The 19,373-nt window shown below is 72.4% G+C and carries 20 protein-coding genes; 13 read left to right on the top strand and 7 right to left on the bottom strand.

Annotated elements, in window-relative coordinates; translation table 11 throughout:
- Nucleotides 1-31 precede the first annotated feature (31 nt).
- A complete protein-coding gene (locus tag OHS57_RS19035) occupies nucleotides 32-910 on the top strand; it encodes a J domain-containing protein (protein WP_443043078.1) in 879 nt (292 codons plus the stop codon).
- Between the two features lie 75 nt (nucleotides 911-985).
- Complete coding sequence (locus OHS57_RS19030; RefSeq protein ID WP_041987474.1) at nucleotides 986-1,330, top strand: rhodanese-like domain-containing protein; 345 nt, start codon at nucleotides 986-988, stop codon at nucleotides 1,328-1,330.
- 76 nt (nucleotides 1,331-1,406) lie between these two features.
- On the opposite strand, the gene OHS57_RS19025 is transcribed toward OHS57_RS19030, so the two are convergent.
- From OHS57_RS19025 to paaA, 5 genes are read right to left on the bottom strand one after another with little or no spacing between them, the layout of a single operon-like run.
- On the bottom strand, nucleotides 1,407-2,477 hold the full coding sequence (locus OHS57_RS19025; protein WP_328582775.1) for a 2Fe-2S iron-sulfur cluster-binding protein: 1,071 nt from the start codon (nucleotides 2,475-2,477) through the stop codon (nucleotides 1,407-1,409).
- Complete coding sequence (gene paaD / locus OHS57_RS19020; protein ID WP_328582774.1) at nucleotides 2,478-3,032, bottom strand: 1,2-phenylacetyl-CoA epoxidase subunit PaaD; 555 nt, start codon at nucleotides 3,030-3,032, stop codon at nucleotides 2,478-2,480. It abuts the gene before it with no gap.
- Nucleotides 3,026-3,736 (bottom strand): 1,2-phenylacetyl-CoA epoxidase subunit PaaC, encoded by a 711-nt coding sequence (gene paaC / locus OHS57_RS19015; RefSeq protein ID WP_328582773.1) that lies wholly within the window; start codon nucleotides 3,734-3,736, stop codon nucleotides 3,026-3,028. Before paaC ends, paaD begins: the two co-directional genes overlap by 7 nt.
- A complete protein-coding gene (paaB, locus tag OHS57_RS19010; protein ID WP_041987486.1) occupies nucleotides 3,733-4,023 on the bottom strand; it encodes a 1,2-phenylacetyl-CoA epoxidase subunit PaaB in 291 nt (96 codons plus the stop codon). Before paaB ends, paaC begins: the two co-directional genes overlap by 4 nt.
- Nucleotides 4,020-5,009, bottom strand: a complete 990-nt coding sequence (gene paaA, locus OHS57_RS19005) for a 1,2-phenylacetyl-CoA epoxidase subunit PaaA (protein ID WP_328582772.1) — start codon at nucleotides 5,007-5,009, stop codon at nucleotides 4,020-4,022. The genes paaB and paaA overlap by 4 nt, the downstream gene beginning before the upstream one ends.
- Nucleotides 5,010-5,122: 113 nt before the next feature.
- Here paaA and OHS57_RS19000 point away from each other — a divergent pair, with 113 nt between their 5' ends.
- From OHS57_RS19000 to OHS57_RS18990, 3 genes are read left to right on the top strand one after another with little or no spacing between them, the layout of a single operon-like run.
- On the top strand, nucleotides 5,123-5,833 hold the full coding sequence (locus tag OHS57_RS19000) for a DUF5819 family protein (protein ID WP_328582771.1): 711 nt from the start codon (nucleotides 5,123-5,125) through the stop codon (nucleotides 5,831-5,833).
- Nucleotides 5,830-7,041 carry an HTTM domain-containing protein gene (locus OHS57_RS18995; protein ID WP_328582770.1) on the top strand — a complete coding sequence of 404 codons (1,212 nt, stop codon included), beginning with the start codon at nucleotides 5,830-5,832 and terminating at the stop codon, nucleotides 7,039-7,041. The genes OHS57_RS19000 and OHS57_RS18995 overlap by 4 nt, the downstream gene beginning before the upstream one ends.
- A 4-nt stretch (nucleotides 7,042-7,045) precedes the next feature.
- On the top strand, nucleotides 7,046-7,804 hold the full coding sequence (locus tag OHS57_RS18990; protein WP_328582769.1) for a TrmH family RNA methyltransferase: 759 nt from the start codon (nucleotides 7,046-7,048) through the stop codon (nucleotides 7,802-7,804).
- A 14-nt stretch (nucleotides 7,805-7,818) separates the two neighbouring features.
- Here OHS57_RS18990 and paaN read toward each other — a convergent pair whose 3' ends face one another.
- Entirely contained in the window at nucleotides 7,819-9,513 is a 1,695-nt protein-coding gene (paaN, locus tag OHS57_RS18985; RefSeq protein ID WP_328582768.1) for a phenylacetic acid degradation protein PaaN, read from the bottom strand.
- Between the two features lie 157 nt (nucleotides 9,514-9,670).
- Here paaN and OHS57_RS18980 point away from each other — a divergent pair, with 157 nt between their 5' ends.
- Together OHS57_RS18980 and OHS57_RS18975 are read left to right on the top strand one after the other, a co-directional pair.
- Nucleotides 9,671-11,197, top strand: coding sequence for a 3-hydroxyacyl-CoA dehydrogenase (locus OHS57_RS18980; RefSeq protein ID WP_328582767.1), 1,527 nt, complete (start codon nucleotides 9,671-9,673; stop codon nucleotides 11,195-11,197).
- Complete coding sequence (locus tag OHS57_RS18975; RefSeq protein ID WP_041987503.1) at nucleotides 11,194-11,784, top strand: TetR/AcrR family transcriptional regulator; 591 nt, start codon at nucleotides 11,194-11,196, stop codon at nucleotides 11,782-11,784. Before OHS57_RS18980 ends, OHS57_RS18975 begins: the two co-directional genes overlap by 4 nt.
- Before the next feature lie 20 nt (nucleotides 11,785-11,804).
- On the opposite strand, the gene OHS57_RS18970 is transcribed toward OHS57_RS18975, so the two are convergent.
- Nucleotides 11,805-12,311 carry an Lrp/AsnC family transcriptional regulator gene (locus OHS57_RS18970; RefSeq protein ID WP_328585105.1) on the bottom strand — a complete coding sequence of 169 codons (507 nt, stop codon included), beginning with the start codon at nucleotides 12,309-12,311 and terminating at the stop codon, nucleotides 11,805-11,807.
- A 189-nt stretch (nucleotides 12,312-12,500) separates the two neighbouring features.
- On the opposite strand from OHS57_RS18970, the gene pdhA reads away from it, so the two are divergent.
- From pdhA to OHS57_RS18940, 6 genes are read left to right on the top strand one after another with little or no spacing between them, the layout of a single operon-like run.
- Nucleotides 12,501-13,655 (top strand): pyruvate dehydrogenase (acetyl-transferring) E1 component subunit alpha, encoded by a 1,155-nt coding sequence (gene pdhA / locus OHS57_RS18965; RefSeq protein WP_328582766.1) that lies wholly within the window; start codon nucleotides 12,501-12,503, stop codon nucleotides 13,653-13,655.
- The gene (locus OHS57_RS18960) at nucleotides 13,652-14,668 is read left to right on the top strand and encodes an alpha-ketoacid dehydrogenase subunit beta (RefSeq protein WP_041987509.1); all 1,017 of its coding nucleotides are present in this window, start codon (nucleotides 13,652-13,654) and stop codon (nucleotides 14,666-14,668) included. Before pdhA ends, OHS57_RS18960 begins: the two co-directional genes overlap by 4 nt.
- Nucleotides 14,668-16,008 (top strand): dihydrolipoamide acetyltransferase family protein, encoded by a 1,341-nt coding sequence (locus tag OHS57_RS18955; protein WP_328582765.1) that lies wholly within the window; start codon nucleotides 14,668-14,670, stop codon nucleotides 16,006-16,008. The genes OHS57_RS18960 and OHS57_RS18955 overlap by 1 nt, the downstream gene beginning before the upstream one ends.
- Nucleotides 16,009-16,026: 18 nt before the next feature.
- A complete protein-coding gene (locus OHS57_RS18950; RefSeq protein ID WP_328582764.1) occupies nucleotides 16,027-16,896 on the top strand; it encodes an NTP transferase domain-containing protein in 870 nt (289 codons plus the stop codon).
- Nucleotides 16,893-18,281: a molybdopterin molybdotransferase MoeA gene (locus OHS57_RS18945; RefSeq protein WP_328582763.1), complete on the top strand. Its 1,389-nt coding sequence runs from the start codon at nucleotides 16,893-16,895 to the stop codon at nucleotides 18,279-18,281. Before OHS57_RS18950 ends, OHS57_RS18945 begins: the two co-directional genes overlap by 4 nt.
- 20 nt (nucleotides 18,282-18,301) lie before the next feature.
- Nucleotides 18,302-19,357 (top strand): potassium channel family protein, encoded by a 1,056-nt coding sequence (locus tag OHS57_RS18940; protein WP_041987517.1) that lies wholly within the window; start codon nucleotides 18,302-18,304, stop codon nucleotides 19,355-19,357.
- Nucleotides 19,358-19,373 lie beyond the last annotated feature (16 nt).

Below are 19,373 nucleotides of genomic sequence, written 5' to 3'. Positions count from 1 at the left end.
CCCCCGTACGGCCCCGTAGGCTGGTGCGGTGATGCAGGACGTCCCCGGGGAGCCGACGATCCGTAACGACGACAAGCAGGACGTGCCAGACGTGCCGGATGTGACGCAGCCCACGACCCCGTCGTCGGATGCCCCGCCTCGTCCTGAGGCGCGGCTGGAGAAGGCGGTGCGGGCGGCCGAGCAGGCGCTCATCGAGTTCGAGATCGCGCTGGAGACCTTCCGGGTCGAGGTGGAGAACTTCTCCCGGCTGCACCACCAGCGGCTCGGCCCGATGTACTCCAGGCTCGACGAGCTGGACGCGCTGATCGCCGAGGCGAAGGCGAAGCACTCCGGCGATCCGGAGGATCTGCGCAAGGCCCAGGAGGCCCGCGCGATGGTCCAGCCGATGCCCGGGGTCGAGGAGCTGTTCCACGACTGGCTGGACTCGGAAGGTCTGTCGCCCGAGGCGGCCGCGATGCTCACCGATCAGCCGGTCCGGCCGCCCAAGCGGGTACGGCCGAGTGACGAGGCCCGCAAGCTCTACCGCGATCTGGCCCGCAAGGCCCATCCCGACCTCGCGCAGGACGAGCCGGAGCGGGCGCGGCGTGAGGAATTCATCACACGGGTCAACGCGGCGTACGGGCGCGGCGACGAGCCGCTGCTGCGGGAGCTGGCCGAGGAGTGGGCGGCGGGCCCTGCCCCCGCCGAGCCCCGGCTGAGCGAGAGCGACGAGCTCTACGCCCGGCTGGACTGGCTCTCGCAGCGCAAGGAGCTGCTGACGCTGGTCGCCAAGGATCTTGAGGAGAGTGCGATCGGCTCCATGCTGCGGATGGCGCCCGACGACCCTGACCGGCTGCTCGAAGAGATCGCCGAGCAGCTGCTGGCGCAGGTCGCCGAGCGTGAGGCCGAGCTGGCCGCGCTGGTGGGTTAGGTTTTTTGCGGACGTTTCGTGCCGGCCGGTCCGCCCGGTCCGGTTTGGTTTTCCGTACGAGAGAAGGCACCACCCATGAACTTCGCCCCGCTGCCCTCGGTCGATGTCGCGGCGGTCCCGTCCGACGGCTTCGTGCTGGACGTCCGCGAGGACGACGAGTGGGCGGCCGGTCATGCCGAGGGCGCCCTGCATATCCCGATGAGCGACTTCGTGGCGCGCTTCGGCGAGGTCACCGAGGCGGTGTCCGACGGACGCAAGGCCTATGTCGTCTGCCGGGTCGGCGGGCGCTCGGCGCAGGTCACCCAGTATCTGGTCCAGCAGGGTGTGGACGCGGTGAACGTGGACGGCGGAATGCTCGCCTGGGACGGCGCGGGACGCCCGATGGTGACGGACGACGGCAGCCCGGCGTTCGTGCTCTGAGCGCCCGTCAGGGGCCCTTGGAACATGAACGAGAGGCCTGGGCAAGGTCGTTGGGAGCAGCCCTTGCGGACACGGCCTAGCGGTCGAAGTCCAGTTCCACCTCGGCCGTCGCCGGGTGGGACTGGCAGGCCAGTACGTAACCGGCGTCCGTCTCCTCCGGCTCCAGGGCGAAGTTGCGGTCCATCCTGACCTCGCCCGAGACGAGGAACGCCCTGCAGGTGCCGCACACGCCGCCTTTGCAGGCGTACGGGGCGTCGGCGCGGCTGCGCAGCACCGTCTCCAGCAGGGATTCGCCTTCCCTGACCGGCCAGTTGCCCGAGCGGCCGTCGAGCGTCGCGGTGAGCGTGCTGCCCTCGGGCGCGCGCGCCGCCGCGGTCGAGGGCGACTTGGCGATGGCGGTGCCGCCGGCCGTCGCCTCGTCCACGTGGAAGATCTCCTGATGGATCAGGCCCCGGGGGACGCCGAGCCCGCGCAGCGCGCGGTCAGCCCCGGCGACCAGACCGAGCGGGCCGCACAGGAACCAGCCGTCGACATCGGCCACCGGCAGCAGCGCGGGCAGCAGCCCGGTCAGCCGCTCCTGGTCGAGCCGTCCCGAGGGCAGCCCGGTCTGCTGCTCCTCCCGTGAGACGACGGTGACCAGTTGGAAGCGGTCGGGGAAGCGGTCCTTGAGGTCGGCGACCTCCTCCAGGAACATCGTCGACGCCACGGAACGGTCGGCGCGGACCAGACAGAACCGGGCCGCCGGCTCCCGCGCCAGCAGCGTGGCGGCGATCGACAGGACGGGAGTGATCCCGCTGCCGCCGACGACGGCGGCGAAATGCCCGGCGCGCGGCTCCAGGACGAACCGGCCGGTCGGCTCCATCACGTCGACCGTGTCGCCCACGGCCAGTTCCTTGAACGCGTACGTCGAGAACTCGCCGCCGTCGACCAGCCGGATCCCCACCCGCAGCACGGGCTCGGCCCCGGCGGGCGCGCAGATCGAGTACGTACGCCGGATCTCCGTGCCCGCCACCGTCCTGCGCAGGGCGACATGCTGGCCGGGGGTGTGCCGGAACGTCTCGCGCAGCGCGGGCGGTACGGCGAAGGTCACGGCCACCGCGTCGTCGGTGAGCCGCTCGACCTCGCTGACCCGGAGCGGATGGAACATCTACAACTCCTTGAAGTGGTCGAACGGTTCGCGGCAGGCCGCGCAGCGGCGCAGTGCCTTGCACGCGGTGGAGGAGAACCGGCTGAGCAGTTCCGTGTCGGTGGAGCCGCAGTGCGGGCAGCGGATGGCGAGCGAGAGCGGCACGGGGCCGGCGGCGCCCTGCGGGCGGGGTGGCGCGATGCCGGACTCGGCGAGCTTGCGGCGGCCTTCGGCGCTGATGTCGTCCGTCGACCAGGGTGGGGAGAGCACCGTGACGACGGAGACCTCCGGCATCCCGCGCGCGTGCAGCGCCTCTTCGATGTCCGCCGACATCGTCTCGATCGCCGGGCAGCCGGTGTAGGTCGGGGTCAGCTCGACCCGGACAGAGCCCGGGCCGCTGACCCGTACAGAGCGCAGGACGCCCAGCTCCTCCAGCGTGACGACGGGCAGTTCGGGGTCGGGTACGGCGCCGGCGAGCCGGCGCAGCTCGGCCTCCAGCGCTGTCGGGGCGGTCGCCGCCGCCGGGACGGTCGCCGGGGTCGGGGTCGCGGTCGGGGCTGCCGGGGGATTCACCATGACGCCCCCGGGTGGCTGCGGTGCAGATGCTGCATCTCGGCGAGCAGCCGGCCGAACGGCTCGGTGTGCAGCCCCTGCCGCCCGGCGCCCGCCGTCCAGGCCCCCGAGTCGGGTCCTGTCGGTACGGACAGGGTGGCCCGCTTCAGGACCTCCGTGACGGACTCGGTCCAACTCGCCCGCAGGGCCGCCCAGTCGACGTCGAGCGTCTCCAGCCCGGCCGCAGGCCGGAACATCTCACCGGTGAAGCGCCAGAGCGCCTCCAGGCCGCGCGTCATTCGCTCGTGGCTCTCCGCCGTGCCGTCACCGAGCCGCAGCGTCCACTGCTCGGCGTGGTCCCGGTGGTAGGTGACCTCTTTGACGGCCTTCGCGGCGAGCGGGGCCAGCTCGCCGTCCCCGGCGGCCAACTGCCCGTACAGCAGCAGTTGGTAGGTGGAGAAGTAGAACTGGCGGGCGATGGTGTGCGCGAAGTCGCCGTTCGGCTGCTCGACCAACTGCAGGTTGCGGAAGGCGCGCTCCTCCCGGAGATACGCCAGCTCGTCCTCGTCACCGACGAGGGAGAGCAGCACCCGGGCCTGGCCCAGCAGGTCGAGCGCGATGTTGGCGAGCGCCACGTCCTCTTCCAACACCGGGGCGTGGCCCGCCCACTCCCCCAGCCGGTGCGAGAGCACCAGCGCGTCGTCGCCGAGGGCGAGGGCCGCGCTCACAGGTGCTTCACCCCGTCCGGGATCTCGTAGAACGTCGGGTGCCGGTACGCCTTGTCGGCGGCCGGGGCGAAGAACGGGTCCTTCTCGTCGGGCGACGACGCCTCGATCGCGGTGGACGGCACGACCCAGATCGAGACGCCCTCGCTGCGCCGGGTGTACAGATCCCGGGCGTTGCGCAGGGCCATCTCGGCGTCCGGGGCGTGCAGGCTGCCCGCGTGGGTGTGCGAGAGCCCGCGCCGGGAGCGTACGAAGACCTCCCACAGGGGCCAGTCGGTCGAGCCGCTCATGCCGCTGCCTCTCCGCCGTGCGCCCGGGGTGCCGTGTGCTTCGCCGCGTAGGCGGCGGCGGCGTCGCGGACCCAGGCGCCCTCGTCGTGCGCCCGCCGGCGCTGGGTGAGCCGCTGCTCGTTGCAGGGGCCGTTGCCCTTCAGGACCTGCTGGAACTCCGTCCAGTCGATCGCCCCGAAGTCGTGCTTGCCCCGCTCCTCGTTCCAGCGCAGGTCCGGGTCGGGGAGCGTGAGACCGAGGGACTCGGCCTGCGGGACGGCGATGTCCACGAACCGCTGGCGCAGCTCGTCGTTGGAATGCCGCTTGATGCGCCAGGCCATGGACTGCGCCGAGTGCGCCGAGGCGTCGTCGGGCGGGCCGAACATCATCAGCGACGGCCACCACCAGCGGTCCACCGCGTCCTGCGCCATCGCGTGCTGGGCGGGGGTGCCCTTGCTCAGCGCCAGCAGCAGCTCGTAGCCCTGCCGCTGGTGGAAGGACTCCTCCTTGCAGATCCGGACCATCGCGCGGGCGTACGGCCCGTAGGAGCAGCGGCAGAGCGGGACCTGGTTGGTGATCGCGGCGCCGTCCACCAGCCAGCCGATCGCACCGACGTCCGCCCAGGTCAGAGTCGGATAGTTGAAGATCGACGAGTACTTCTGGCGGCCGGAGTGCAGCTTGTCCAGCAGCTCGTCACGGCTCGTGCCGAGCGTCTCCGCCGCGCTGTAGAGGTAGAGGCCGTGGCCCGCCTCGTCCTGGACCTTGGCCATCAGGATCGCCTTGCGGCGCAGCGAGGGCGCGCGGGTGATCCAGTTGGCCTCCGGCTGCATGCCGATGATTTCCGAATGGGCGTGCTGCGCCATCTGGCGGACCAGCGAGGCGCGGTACGCGTCCGGCATCCAGTCGCGCGGCTCGATGCGCTCCTCGGCGGCCACGGCCGCGTCGAACGCGGCCTCGAACGCCTCCGCCACTCCCGCCGTCGTTTCCGGCGCGGCCTCTGCCGTCATCAGGACTCCTACCGACCGATCGTTCGGTTCATGGACTTCAATGGTGGGTCGGCGGCCCGTAGGGTGTCAACCCTTGGATGGCTCGCGGGGGGCGCGACGGCGATCGGGGCGGGATGGTTTCGTACGACGACGAGGGTGCGCGGGAGACGCCGCCCCCGCCAGGCCCCGGTATCGCGGGGCTCTCCTTCCCCTTCCAGGTGGCCGCCGCCGTCGCGCTCGCCGTCGTCGGACTGCTCGGCTGCGCGCATCTGGCCATGGTGTTCCTCTACGTCGCCCCCTCGAACACGGTGACCAAGGAACACGGCAAGGCCGTCGCCGAGTGGGTCAATCCCGAGTTCGAGCAGAACTGGAAGCTGTTCGCCCCCAACCCCCTCCAGCAGAACATCCACGTCGAGGCGCGTGCCGAGGTCGAGACCGCGGCGGGGGAGCGCACGCTCAGCCGCTGGATCGACCTCTCCGCCGAGGACGGCGCGGTGATACGGGGCAATCCCCTGCCCAGCCATGTCGACCAGAACGAACTGCGCCGCGCCTGGGACTTCTACACCGGCTCCCACGACGACAAGGACCGTCCGGTCGGCACGCGCGGCCAGCTCTCCGAGGGCTATGTCCGGCGCATCGTGATGCTGCGGCTAACGGGACACGACCTCGGCGGGTCCGTGGCCCGCGTCCAGCTCAGGTCGTCCACCAGCACCGTGCCGGCCCCGCCGTGGAGCGACGAGAAGATCAACACCCGGCCCGTCCTGCACACCTACTCCTGGTGGACGGTGAACTCCGCCGACCTGCCGGCCGGCGCGGGCGGCGTCCGTACGAGGACGGCGCGGTGAACGCGGCACGCGCGGTCCAGCGGATCACCGGCGCCGCCCTCGGCCCGTACCAGAGCGCGGTCGTCCGGATCGGCTTCGCCGGCACCTGGCTGGTCTTCCTGCTGCGCGAGCTGCCGCACCGCCGCGAGCTGTACGGACCCGACGCGCCGTGGAGCTGGGACATGGCGAGCCAGCTCATCGCGGGCAACGGCGCCTTCAGCACGCTCATGTGGTCGCGGAGCACGGTGTGGTTCGAGATCGTCTACGCCGTCGCCGTCGTGTCAGGGCTGCTGCTGATGCTCGGCTGGCGCACCCGCGCCATGTCCGTGGTGTTCATGCTCGGCGTGCTGTCGCTGCAGAACCGCAGCGTCTTCGTCGGCGACGGCGGCGACAACGTGATCCACGTGATCGCGATCTACCTCGTCTTCACGCGCTGCGGCCAGGTCTGGTCGCTGGACGCCCGTCGGGCGGCGCGAGCCGCGCGTGCCGGGGAGGAGCGGGGCGGGCAGGAGCGCGCCGCGGACCGGGCGGGGCCCGTGCTGTGGGCGGTCCTCGGGGCCGTCCTCCTCGGCGCCACGCTGCTGGGCCGGGTCCAGGGGGAGGGCTGGCTGCGGGTCCTGCTCTGGGGGCTGTGGGGCACGGCGGCCCTCTGGTGGGCGCTGAACCGCTACGCGCCCGGCGGCCAGCCGCGCGCCCTGCTGGACGTCCTCGCCAACATCCTCCACAACACGGCCCTCGCCGTGATCATGGGCCAGGTCTGTCTCGTCTACGCCACGGCCGGCTGGTACAAGATCCAGGGCTCCCGCTGGGGCGACGGCACGGCCCTGTACTACCCGCTGAAGCTCGACTACTTCACGCCTTGGCCCGCCCTCTCCGACCTGCTCGCCGCCAACGGCACGATGGTGATGCTGGTGAGCTACGGCACCGTCATCGTGCAGGTGGCCTTCCCGTTCACGCTGTTCAACCGGCGCGTCAAGAACGTGCTGCTGGTCGCGATGATGCTGGAGCACGCGGGCATCGCCGTCCTGCTGGGGCTGCCGTTCTTCTCCCTCGCGATGATCGCCGCCGACGCGGTGTTCCTGCCGACGGGCTTCCTGCGCAGGCTCGGCGGCCGGGCCGAGACCGGCCGTGGCCGGCTGCTGACCCGGGGCAGAGCCGTACTGCCCGGTCAGCGCGACGGCAGCGACGAACAGCCCCGCGCGCTCGCCGACGAGCGGCCCGTAGGCTGAGGCGATGAACGACGCCGACGCCGCCGCCCGTGCCGTACGGCAGTGGCGGGAGGCAGGCCCCGAGCTGGTCGTGCTCGACGGCTTCCACGCACTCAAGCACGCGCTGCGCTTCGGCGCCGACGTACGGTCGGCCGTCACGAGCGACAAGGCGGCGGCCCTGGCGCTGGCCGCCGAACTCGCCGACGACCTGACCGAGCAGATCGGCGACTCCCTCGTGGAGGTGCCGGCCCAGGTCCTGAAGGAACTGGTGCCCCGGGTCCACGCCACCCGGATCGCCGCCCTGGCGGTCCGGCGCGAGCGCCGCGTCAATCTGGCCGAGCTGTCCGCGCTGCCCCGCCCGTCCCCCGTGGTCGTCCTGGACAACCCGCGCAATCTGGGGAACGTCGGCGCCGTCGTACGGCTCGCCGCCGGTTTCGGGGCGACCGGGGTGGTCACCACCGGCGATCTGGACCCCTGGCACGCCAACGCCGTACGGGCGGGCGCGGGGCTGCACTTCGCCACCGCCGTCGAACAGCTGCCCCTCGACGACTTCCCTCCGGGCCCGCTGTACGCGCTCGACCCGGAGGGGGCCGACATCAGGTCCGTCACCCTGCCGGACGACGCCCTGCTCGCCTTCGGCTCCGAGCGGCACGGGCTCTCGGCCGAGGTGCGGGGCAGGGCGGCCGGACTGCTGTCGCTGCCGATGCGACCGCAGGTGTCCAGCTACAACCTCGCGACCAGTGTGGCCATGACGCTGTTCCACTGGACGGGCCCGAAGGCCTGACGGCGGCGCCGCCGTCAGGCCTGGCGGCGGACCTCCACCACCCGGAAGCGGTTCGCCACGAACGCCGCGTCGCACAGCGCCGCGTTGGCCGCGGGATTGCCGCCCGAGCCGTGGAAGTCCGAGAACGCCGCTGTCTGGTTCACATAGACGCCGCTGGTGAGATTGAGCGAGAGCTGCGCGCGCTCCTCCAGACAGACGTCCTCGATCGCGCGCTCCGCCTCCTCCGAGGTCGTGTACGCGCCGACCGTCATCGCGCCCCGGTCGCGGACCGTGCGCCGCAGCAGCTCCACCGCGTCCTCCGTGGAGTCCACGGCCACGGCGAACGACACCGGGCCGAAGCACTCAGCGAGATACGGGACGTCGTCCCCGCTCTCCCACACCTTGCGCGCGCCGTCGCTCTTCACGATCACCGGCGTACGGACCACGGCGTCGGGGAAGTCCGGGTGGGCGATCTCACGGGACGCAAGCGCCACCTCGCCGAGCCCGGCCGCCGCTTCCAGCCTGGCCTTCACGTCGGGGTTGACGAGGGCGCCCAGCAGGGCGTTGGCCCGCGCGTCGTCGCCGAGCAGGCCGTCGACCGCCGCGGCGATGTCGGCCACCACCTCGTCGTACGACTTCTCGCCCGCGTCCGTCGTGATCCCGTTGCGCGGAATGAGCAGGTTCTGCGGGGTGGTGCACATCTGGCCGCTGTAGAGCGACAGCGAGAAGGCGAGGTTGGCGAGCATGCCCCGGTAGTCGTCGGTCGAGTCGATGACGACGGTGTTGACGCCCGCCTTCTCCGTGTAGACCTGCGCCTGCCGGGCGTGGGTCTCCAGCCAGTCGCCGAAGGCCGTCGAGCCCGTGTAGTCGATGATCCGGATCTCGGGGCGCACGGCGAGCGTCTTGGCGATGCCCTCGCCGGGCCGCTCCACGGCGAGCGCCACCAGATTCGCGTCGAAACCGGCCTCGGTGAGCACCTCGCGGGCCACCCGGACCGTGAGCGCGAGGGGCAGCACGGCGCGAGGGTGCGGCTTGACCAGCACCGGGTTGCCGGTGGCCAGGGAGGCGAACAGGCCCGGGTAGCTGTTCCACGTCGGGAAGGTGTTGCAGCCGATCAGCAGGGCGATGCCGCGCGGGACGGCCGTGAAGGACTTCCGCAGCTCCAGCGGGCCGCGCTTGCCCTGCGGCTTGGACCAGTCGGCCACGGCGGGCGTCCTGGTCTGCTCCTGGTACGCGTACGCCACGGCCTCCATGCCGCGGTCCTGCGCGTGCGGTCCGCCGGCCTGGAACGCCATCATGAACGCCTGGCCGCTGGTGTGCATGACCGCCTGCGCGAACTCATGCGTCCTGGCGCTGATCCGCGACAGGATCTCCAGGCAGACCAGCGCGCGCGTCTCGGGCCCCGCCTGCCGCCAGGCAGCGCCGCCCGCGCGCATCGCGGGCAGCAGCACGTCGATGTCGGCATGCGGGTACTCGATGCCGAGCGCGGGTCCGTACGGCGAGATCTCGCCACCCGCCCAGCCGTCGGTCCCCGGCTGGTCCAGCTCGAAGCGGGTGTCGCGCAGCGAGTCGAAGGCGGCGAGCCCGTCGGCGGGGGCGCTCTCGCCGTACGCCTTCGGGTGCTCGGGGTGGGGGGACCAGTAGGCGCGGCTGCGGATCGCGTCGAGCGCCTGGTCGAGCGTGGGCCGGTGGGCCTCGGCGAGCTTCTGGGGGGTGAGCTGAGCGGCCATGACGGACCAACTCCTCATCGAGCTGGGGCAGGGACACGAGCAGAGACACGTACGGAAGGACAGGGTTAGAGTAACCGAACGATCGGTCGGTGCCAGGGGGCCCGCAGAATCTGTGGACAACTCACCTGTGGATCAGGCATGCGAGAGGATCGCGACCATGACAGCTATCGAGACCTCGCGGACCGTCGCGGTCGTCGGGGCGGGCACCATGGGCCAGGGCATAGCCCAGGTGGCGCTGGTGGCGGGCCATCCCGTACGGCTCCACGACACCGCACCGGGCCGCGCAGAGCAGGCGGCGGCCGCCATCGTGGGCCGCCTCGACCGGCTCGTCGACAAGGGCAGGCTGACCGGGCAGGCGCGGGACGCCGCACGGGACCGGCTGCGGCCGGCCGCCGACGTCGCCGAGCTGGCCGACGCCGCGCTCGTCGTGGAGGCCGTCGTGGAACACCTCCCCGCCAAACAGGAGCTGTTCGCGGCCCTGGAGGCCGTTGTCGCCGACGACTGCCTGCTCGCCACCAACACCTCGTCCCTGTCCGTCACGGCCGTCGCCGGCGCGCTACGCCTGCCGGGGCGGCTGGTGGGACTGCACTTCTTCAACCCGGCGCCGCTGCTCCCCCTGGTCGAGGTCGTCAGCGGGTTCGCGACGGACGAGGCGGCGGCGGACAGCGCGTACGCGACAGCGGCCGCGTGGGGCAAGACACCGGTGCGCTGCGCCGACACCCCAGGCTTCATCGTCAACAGGATCGCCCGGCCCTTCTACGCCGAGGCGTTCCGGCTGTACGAGGAGCGGGCCGCCGATCCCGCCACCATCGACGCCGTGCTGCGCGAGGGCGCCGGTTTCCGGATGGGCCCCTTCGAGCTGACCGACCTGATCGGCCAGGACGTCAACGAGGCCGTGACGCGCAGCGTGTGGGACTCCTTCTTCCACGACCCGAAGTTCACCCCCTCGCTGGCCCAGCGCCGGCTCGTCGAGTCGGGCCGGCTCGGCCGTAAGACGGGCCACGGCTGGTACCCGTACGGCGAAGGCGCCCCTGCCCCCGAACCCCACACGGCCGAGCCCTGCGACCCCCCGGCGGCCGTGGGGATCCGGGGCGATCTCGGACCCGCCGCCGCGCTGCCCGGGATGATCGGGGAAGCCGGCATCAAGGTCAGTGACGACGAGCGGGAGTACGGGCCGGACAGCCTGATCGTGCTCCCCGGCGGTACGTATCTCGGCCTCGCCTCCGGCGCCGCCGCCTCGGACGGCGCCGACGGCACGTACATCCACTTCGACCTCGCCCTGGACTACCGCTCCTGCACTCGGGTGGCGCTCGCCCCCGGCGCGGGCGTCGACCCCGCGGACCTGCGGGCCGCCATCGGCCTCTTCCAGCGGCTCGGCAAGAAGGTCAGCGTCATCGAGGACGTCCCCGGCATGATCGTCGCCCGTACGGTCGCCATGCTGATCGACTTCGCCGCCGACGCCGAGGGGCGCGCGGTCGCGAGCGCCGATGACATCGACACCGCCATGACGCTCGGCGTGAACTACCCGGGCGGCCCCGGAGAGTGGTCCCGGCGGCTCGGCGCGCACTGGGCGGAGGACTTCCTCACCGAACTCGCGCAGATGTATCCGGGGGGCCGCTACAGCCCCTCCCGGGCCCTGGTCAGGCTCGGCGGGAACCGGCGGCAGGGCGGTGGGCGGTCATGACCACGGCGCGGCGCGACACGTACACGCCGGAGACCCTGCTGACGGTCGCCGTGCGGGTCTTCAACGAGCGCGGCTACGACGGCACGTCGATGGAGCATCTCTCCAAGGCGGCCGGGATCTCCAAGTCGTCGATCTACCACCATGTCGTCGGCAAGGAGGAGCTGCTGCGGCGGGCGGTCAGCCGCGCCCTGGACGGCCTGTTCGGGATCCTCGACGACGAGGGGGCGACGAAGGGGCGGGCGGTGGCGCGCGTCGAGTACGTCACCCGCCGCATGGTCGAGGTGCTGATCGCGGAGCTGCCGTACGTGACGCTGCTGCTGCGGGTGCGGGGCAACACCGAGACCGAGCGCTGGGCCATGGAGCGGCGGCGCGAGTTCGACCAGCGGGTGGCCGAGCTGCTGAAGGCGGCGGCGGCCGAGGGCGATCTCCGTGACGACCTGGACAGCAGACTGGCGACCCGGCTGCTGTTCGGCATGGTCAACTCGCTGGTGGAGTGGTACCGGCCGCACGCGCCGGGCGGCTACGAGGGCCGGCAGGTCGCCGACACGGTCGTACGGCTGGCCTTCGACGGCCTGCGCAAGCCGTAAGGCTCACACACCGAGACTGGTCAGAGCGCGGGACCCGGGTCCAGGTCCGTCTCCTCGAAGACCAGCAGCGTGCGGGTCGAGAGCACTTCCGGCATGGACTGCAGCCGGGTCAGGACCAGCTCGCGCAGGGTTCGGTTGTCCGGGGTGTGCACCAGCAGCAGGACGTCGAAGTCGCCGCTGACCAGCGCGATGTGCGCGGCGCCCGGCAGCTCCTGGAGCTGTTCGCGCACCGTGCGCCAGGAATTCTGGACGATCTTCAGGGTGATGTAGGCCGAGGCGCCCTGACCCGCCCGCTCATGGTTGATCCGGGCGCTGAAGCTGCTGATCACGCCGTCGTCGAGCAGCCGGTTGATCCGGGCGTACGCGTTGGCGCGCGAGACGTGGACGCGCTCGGCGACGGACCGTATCGAGGCGCGCCCGTCCGTCTGCAGGATGCGCAGGATGTCGCGGTCGATGTCGTCCAGCGGGCGCGGCGGCTGCGCCGGCTCGGCTCTTTCGCCGCGTGCCCCGCCGTCGCCTTCGGCCATTTGTTCAGCTGCCATGTCCCCCTGCCTCTCCGCCGTGGACGCCCTGTGTCCATCCCAAGCTGTGCAGAACCGTTTGTCCACAGGCTGGCGGCCCATGTAGCCAAAATGCGCCCGCGACCGAACAATCGGTAGGTGAGACGTGCCACATCCCGGCACTGCCCTCGCCCACTCCCAAGAGGAGGTGCACGCGTGAAGAAGAGCAGTACGCCGGTCCAGGAACCGCCCGCCACTGCCGCGTCCCGCCGGCCCACCCCGCCCCCGGCGTGGCAGCCCCGTACCGCCGCCGCGCCGCTGCTGCCGGACACCGAGCCGTACCGCGTGCTGGGCACGCCGGCCGCCGCAGCGGCCGATCCCGCGCTGCTGCTGCGCCTCTACGGCGAGCTGGTGCGCGGCCGCAGGTTCAACGCGCAGGCCACGGCCCTGACCAAGCAGGGCAGGCTCGCCGTCTACCCGTCGAGCACCGGCCAGGAGGCCTGCGAGATCGCCGCCGCGCAGGTCCTGCGCGAGCAGGACTGGCTCTTCCCCAGCTACCGCGACTCGCTGGCGGCGGTGGCCCGCGGCCTCGACCCCGTCGAGGTGCTCTCCCTGCTGCGCGGCGACCGGCACACCGGCTACGACCCGTACGAGCACCGCGTCGCCCCGCTGTCGACGCCGCTCGCCACCCAGCTCCCGCATGCCGTGGGCCTCGCGCACGCCGCCCGGCTCAAGGGCGACGACGTGGTCGCGCTCGCCCTCGTCGGCGACGGCGGGACCAGCGAGGGCGACTTCCACGAGGCGATGAACTTCGCCGCCGTATGGCAGGCGCCGGTCGTCTTCCTCGTCCAGAACAACGGCTTCGCGATCTCCGTACCGCTCGCCAAGCAGACCGCGGCGCCCTCCCTGGCCCACAAGGCCGTCGGGTACGGGATGCCGGGCAGGCTGGTCGACGGGAACGACGTACTGGCGGTGCACACGGTGCTCGGCGAGGCCGTGGAGCGCGCCAGGCGCGGCGGCGGACCGACCCTGGTCGAGGCCGTCACGTACCGCATGGAGGCGCACACGAACGCCGACGACGCGACGCGCTACCGCGACGACAGCGAGGTGGCGGCCTGGCGCGCGCACGATCCGGTCCGGCTGCTCGAACGAGAGCTGAGGGAGCGCGGAGTGCTCGACGACGAAGGTGCGGGCAAGGCGGCGCAGGCCGCCGACGAGATGGCGGCGGGGCTGCGCGAGCGGATGAACGCCGATCCGGTGCTGGACCCGATGGACCTCTTCGCACATGTCTACGCCGAGCAGACCAGCCAGCTCCGCGAGCAGGCCGAGATGCTGCGCGCCGAGCTGGACGCCGCGGGTGAGCCGCGATGACCACGGCAGCGGTAAAGCCGGCGCTGAAGCCCGCCACGATGGCGCAGGCGCTGCAGCGCGCCCTGCGCGACGCGATGGCCGACGACCCGTCCGTGCATGTCCTCGGTGAGGACGTGGGCACCCTCGGCGGGGTCTTCCGGATCACCGACGGTCTCGCCGCCGAGTTCGGCGACGACCGCTGCACGGACACCCCGCTCGCCGAGGCGGGCATCCTGGGGACGGCCGTCGGGATGGCGATGTACGGGCTGCGGCCCGTCGTGGAGATGCAGTTCGACGCCTTCGCCTATCCGTCGTTCGAGCAGCTGATCAGCCATGTGGCGAAGATGCGCAACCGCACCAGGGGCGCGATGCCGCTGCCGATCACGGTGCGGGTGCCCTACGGCGGCGGGATCGGCGGCGTCGAGCACCACAGCGACTCGTCCGAGGCGTACTACATGGCGACTCCGGGGCTCCATGTCGTGACGCCCGCGACGGTCGACGACGCGTACGGCCTGCTGCGTGCCGCCATCGCCTCCGACGATCCGGTGGTCTTCCTGGAGCCGAAGCGGCTCTACTGGTCGAAGGCGTCCTGGTCGCCGGACGCGCCGTCGGCGGTCGAGCCGATCGGCCGGGCCGTCGTGCGGCGTCCTGGCAGCAGCGCCACCCTCATCACCTACGGGCCCAGCGTCCCGGTCTGTCTGGAGGCCGCCGAGGCGGCTCGGGCCGAGGGCTGGGACCTGGAGGTCGTCGACCTGCGCTCGCTGGTGCCGTTCGACGACGAGACGGTCGCCGAGTCCGTACGGCGTACGGGCCGGGCGGTCGTCGTGCACGAGTCCAACGGGTTCGGCGGGCCCGGCGGTGAGATCGCCGCCCGGGTCACCGAGCGCTGCTTCCACCATCTGGAGGCGCCGGTGCTGCGGGTGGCGGGGTTCGACATCCCGTATCCGCCGCCGATGCTGGAGAAACACCATCTGCCGGGTGTCGACCGGGTGCTGGACGCGGTCGCGCGGCTCCAGTGGGAGGCGGACAGCTGATGCCCCAGGTGTTCGAATTCAAGCTGCCCGACCTCGGCGAGGGACTGACCGAGGCGGAGATCGTGCGCTGGCTGGTGTCGGTGGGCGATGTCGTCGCCGTCGACCAGCCGGTGGTCGAGGTCGAGACGGCCAAGGCGACGGTCGAGGTGCCCTGCCCGTACGGCGGCGTCGTGACGGCGCGGTTCGGCGAGGAGGGCAGTGAACTGCCCGTCGGCGCCGCCCTGATGACGGTGGCGGTGGGCACGCCGGACGGCGCCGCCGCCGAGCCGCCCGACGCCGAAGGTGACACGTCGGGCAATGTGCTGGTCGGATACGGCACGGGCGCACCGGCCCCCCGCAGGCGCCGGGTCACCCGCGAGCCGATCGGCGCCGCGAGCCGCGTCGCCGCGCGCCCCACACCCGCACCCGCACCCGCGTCTCCGCCCGCGTCCGTGCCTGCCGTGAACGGTACGGCGGTCGGCGCTGCGCCCTCGGGGCCCGTCGCGGTCATCTCGCCGCTCGTGCGGCGGCTCGCCCGGCAGAACGGGCTCGATCTGCGCGCGCTGACCGGCTCGGGCCGCGAGGGACTGATCCTGCGCTCCGACGTCGAGCAGGCGATCGTCCGGGCCGCCGAGGTGCCGCGGGCGCCGCAGCCGGCCGCCCCTGCGGCCGGCCAGGTCCGGATCCCGCTGCGCGGGGTGCGCGGCGCGGTCGCCGAGAAGCTCTCCCGCAGCCGGCGGGAGATCCCCGAGGCGACCTGCTGGGTCGACGCCGACGCCACGGAGCTGATGGCGGCCCGTACGGCCATGAACGCGGCCGGCGGTCCGAAGGTCTCGCTCCTGGCGCTGCTCGCCCGGATTTGCACGGCGGCGCTGGCCCGGTACCCGGAGCTCAACTCGTCGGTGGACATGGCGGCGGGGGAGATCGTCCGGTTCTCCGAGGTGCATCTCGGCTTCGCCGCCCAGACCGAGCGCGGCCTCGTCGTCCCCGTCGTCCGTGACGCGCACACCCGCTCCACCGACGCGCTGAGCGCCGAGTTCGGACGGCTGACGGAGGCGGGCCGGTCGGGCACGCTGACCCCGGCCGATCTCACCGGCGGCACGTTCACGCTGAACAACTACGGCGTGTTCGGGGTCGACGGCTCGACGCCGATCATCAACCACCCCGAGGCGGCGATGCTCGGGGTCGGCCGGATCATCCCCAAACCGTGGGTGCACGAGGGCGAGTTGGCGGTCCGTCAGGTCGTCCAGCTCTCGCTCACCTTCGACCACCGCGTCTGCGACGGCGGTACGGCGGGCGGCTTCCTGCGCTTCGTGGCGGACTGCGTCGAACAACCGGCGGTGCTGCTGCGCACGCTGTGACAGGACCATACTTCGGTCATGACCGCGTATGACGCCATCGTGCTGGCCGGAGGGGCCGCCAAGCGGCTCGGCGGCGCCGACAAGCCAGGGGTACGGGTCGGTGGCCGGGCACTGCTCGACCGGGTGCTCGGCGCCTGCGCCGGCGCCGGCCGTACCGTCGTCGTCGGCGGCAGACGGCCCACCGTACGGCCGGTGAGCTGGGCCCGTGAGGAGCCGCCGGGCGGCGGTCCGCTCGCCGCGCTCGAAGCGGGCGTACGGCATGTCGAGGCACCGGCCGTGCTGGTGCTCTCGGCGGATCTCCCGTTCCTCCGGACGGCGACCGTGGATCGGCTGATCGGTGCCCTCGCCGCGGGCGACGCAGAGGCGGCGCTGCTGACGGATGCCGAAGGCCGCGACCAGCCGCTGGTCGCCGCATACCGCACCGAGCCGCTGCGCCGCGAGATCGCGCTGCTGCACACCGAGTACGGCAGCCTCGCCGGGCTGCCACTTCGCCTGCTTCCACCCGAACTTGACCTGGTACGCGTCGAAGCGGGACCGCTGGCCTCGTTCGACTGCGACACCTGGGAGGACATCTCGGCGGCCCGCGCCCGGATCAGGGAGCATGGGACCGTGCTGGACGAATGGATCACCGCAGTCAAGGACGAACTCGGCATCGAGCTGGACGTCGACACGGGCGTACTGCTCGACCTCGCCCGCGACGCCGCGCACGGCGTCGCCCGGCCCGCCGCTCCGCTGACGACCTTTCTGGTCGGTTACGCGGCGGGGCAGGCGAGCGGGGACGGACCGCAGGCGGTCGCCGAGGCCGCCCGTAAGGCGACGGCGCTCGCGCTGCGCTGGGCGCAAGAGGGCGAGGGGGCCGACGGCGCCAAGGGGGACGAATCCGGATGACCGCTCCGGACCGCGGGACGGGGGCCGCGGCCAGGCCCGAGACGGACGGGGTCGAGGAGGCGCTGGCCCTGGTCGGCAGGCGACCACCGGAAGGGCGATCACGGGACGGAAGCGGCTCCGACCCGGAGCGGCGTATCGCCCTCCCCTGGGCGGCGGCCCGCGCCGTCGCGCAGCGCTCCGGCCGGCAGGGCGCCGCGCCGGACGCGCGGGCCCGCCGGGTGCCGCTCGACCGGGCCATCGGGGAGGTGCTTGCCGAGCCGTTGGCCGCGCTCACCGACCTGCCGTCCTTCGACACCTCCGCCATGGACGGCTGGGCGGTCTCGGGTCCCGGCCCCTGGTCGGTGATCGGCCCCCTCGGCGGCGACAACGACAGCCGTGAGGGCCGTACCGGGCGCGACGGCATCCTCGCCGGGCGCGGCGCGTGCGAGCCGCTTCCCGACGGCCTGGCGGTACGGATCGCCACCGGCGCCCGGGTCCCGCCCGAGGCGACCGCCGTCATCCGCAGCGAACATGCCCGCACGGACGCCAACGGCCATCTCCACGCCCAAGGCGATGTGGTGCAGGGTCAGGACATCCGGCCGCGCGGCCAGGAGTGCCGCTCCGGCGACCAACTGCTGCCCGCGGGAACGCCGGTGACCCCGGCGGTCCTGGGTCTCGCCGCGGCGGCGGGCTACGACGAACTGCTGACCGTCCCCCGGCCCCGCGTCGAGGTGCTGGTCCTCGGCGACGAACTGCTCATCGAAGGCCGCCCGCACGACGGACTCATCCGCGACGCCCTCGGCCCGATGATCGGCCCCTGGCTGCGGACCCTCGGCGCCGAGATCGTCGCCACCCGCCGGATCGCCGACGACGCGGGCGCCCTGTACCGCGCGGTCACGCGCTCCACCGCCGATCTCGTCATCACCACCGGCGGTACGGCGTCAGGGCCCGTCGACCATGTGCATCCCGTGCTCCACAAGGCGGGCGCCGAACTGCTGGTGGACGGCGTCACGGTCCGGCCCGGCCACCCCATGCTGCTCGCCGGACTGGCCCCCGGACGCCATCTGGTGGGACTGCCGGGCAATCCGCTCGCCGCCGTCTCCGGGCTGCTCACCCTCGCCGAGCCGCTGCTGCGCGCCCTGGCGGGACGGCGGACACCGCAGCCGTACCGGGTGCCGGTTCGGGACGAGATCCCGGGGCATCCGTCCGACACGCGCCTTGTACCCTTCGTCCACCGGGCCGAGCGGCTCGTACCCCTGCACTTCAGCGGTCCGGCGATGCTGCGCGGTATCGCCGCCGCGGACGGTCTCGCCGTTGTTCCGCCGGGCGGCGCGCTGCCGGGCGCCGAGCTGGAGGTTCTTGATTTGCCCTGGACGGCCGCAGTCGAGGGCGGGTGTTTCACGTGAAACTTCCCGGCCATGACGCGATGGCGCGGAACGCGGACGAGCATCTGGTCACCGCCCGGGTCGAACTGCCCCGCCGCCAGATCAACAGGCCGCTGGTCCAGGTCACCCGACGGCTGGTGATGGCACTGGCGGTCCTGTTCGTGACGGTCTTCATCGTCTGGATCGACAACAGCGGCTACCACGACAACTCCGACAACAACGTCGACTTCCTCGACGCCGTCTACTACGCGACCGTCACGCTCTCCACCACGGGCTACGGCGACATCGTCCCGTACAGCGACTCGGCGCGGCTGGTCAATGTGCTGCTGGTGACCCCGCTGCGGGTGCTCTTTCTCATCATCCTGGTCGGTACGACCCTTGAGGTCCTCACGGAGCGCACCCGGGAGGAATGGCGGCTGAACCGCTGGAGGTCCAACTTGCGTGATCACACCGTCATCGTCGGCTTCGGTACGAAGGGCCGGTCGGCGATGCAGACCCTGTGTGCCACGGGCCTCAAGAAGGACCAGATCGTGGTCGTCGACCCCTCGGTCAAGGTGATCGAGGCGGCCAACGCCGAAGGATTCGTCGGAGTCGTCGGTGACGCGACCCGCAGCGAGGTACTGCTGCGGGCCGAGGTGCAGCGGGCCCGGCAGATCGTCATCGCGACCCAGCGCGACGACACGGCCGTCCTGGTCACGCTGACCGCGCGCCAGCTCAACCGCCCCGCCAAGATCGTCGCCGCGGTGCGCGAGGAGGAGAACGCGCCGCTGCTGCGCCAGTCGGGCGCCGATGCCGTGATCACCAGTGCCAGCGCGGCAGGACGGCTGCTCGGCATGTCCGTCCTCAGCCCCACGGCGGGCTCGGTGATGGAGGACCTGATCCAGCAGGGCAGCGGCCTCGACCTCGTGGAGCGCCCGGTGATAAAGGCCGAAGTCGGCCTGGGGGTACGGGAGACGGACGATCTGGTGGTGAGCGTGCTGCGCGGCCACCGGCTGATGGGCTACGACGACCCGCAGGCGAGCCCGCTCCAGCTGACCGACCGGCTGATCACCATCGTGCGGGCGGAGAACCCGGTGACGCCCGACGCGACGAGCTGAGCCGGCCCGAGGCGGC

Origin of the sequence: Streptomyces sp. NBC_00370, assembly GCF_036084755.1 — a bacterium.
Lineage (GTDB): Bacteria > Actinomycetota > Actinomycetes > Streptomycetales > Streptomycetaceae > Streptomyces.
This window is presented reverse-complemented; position numbering and strand designations above follow the sequence as displayed.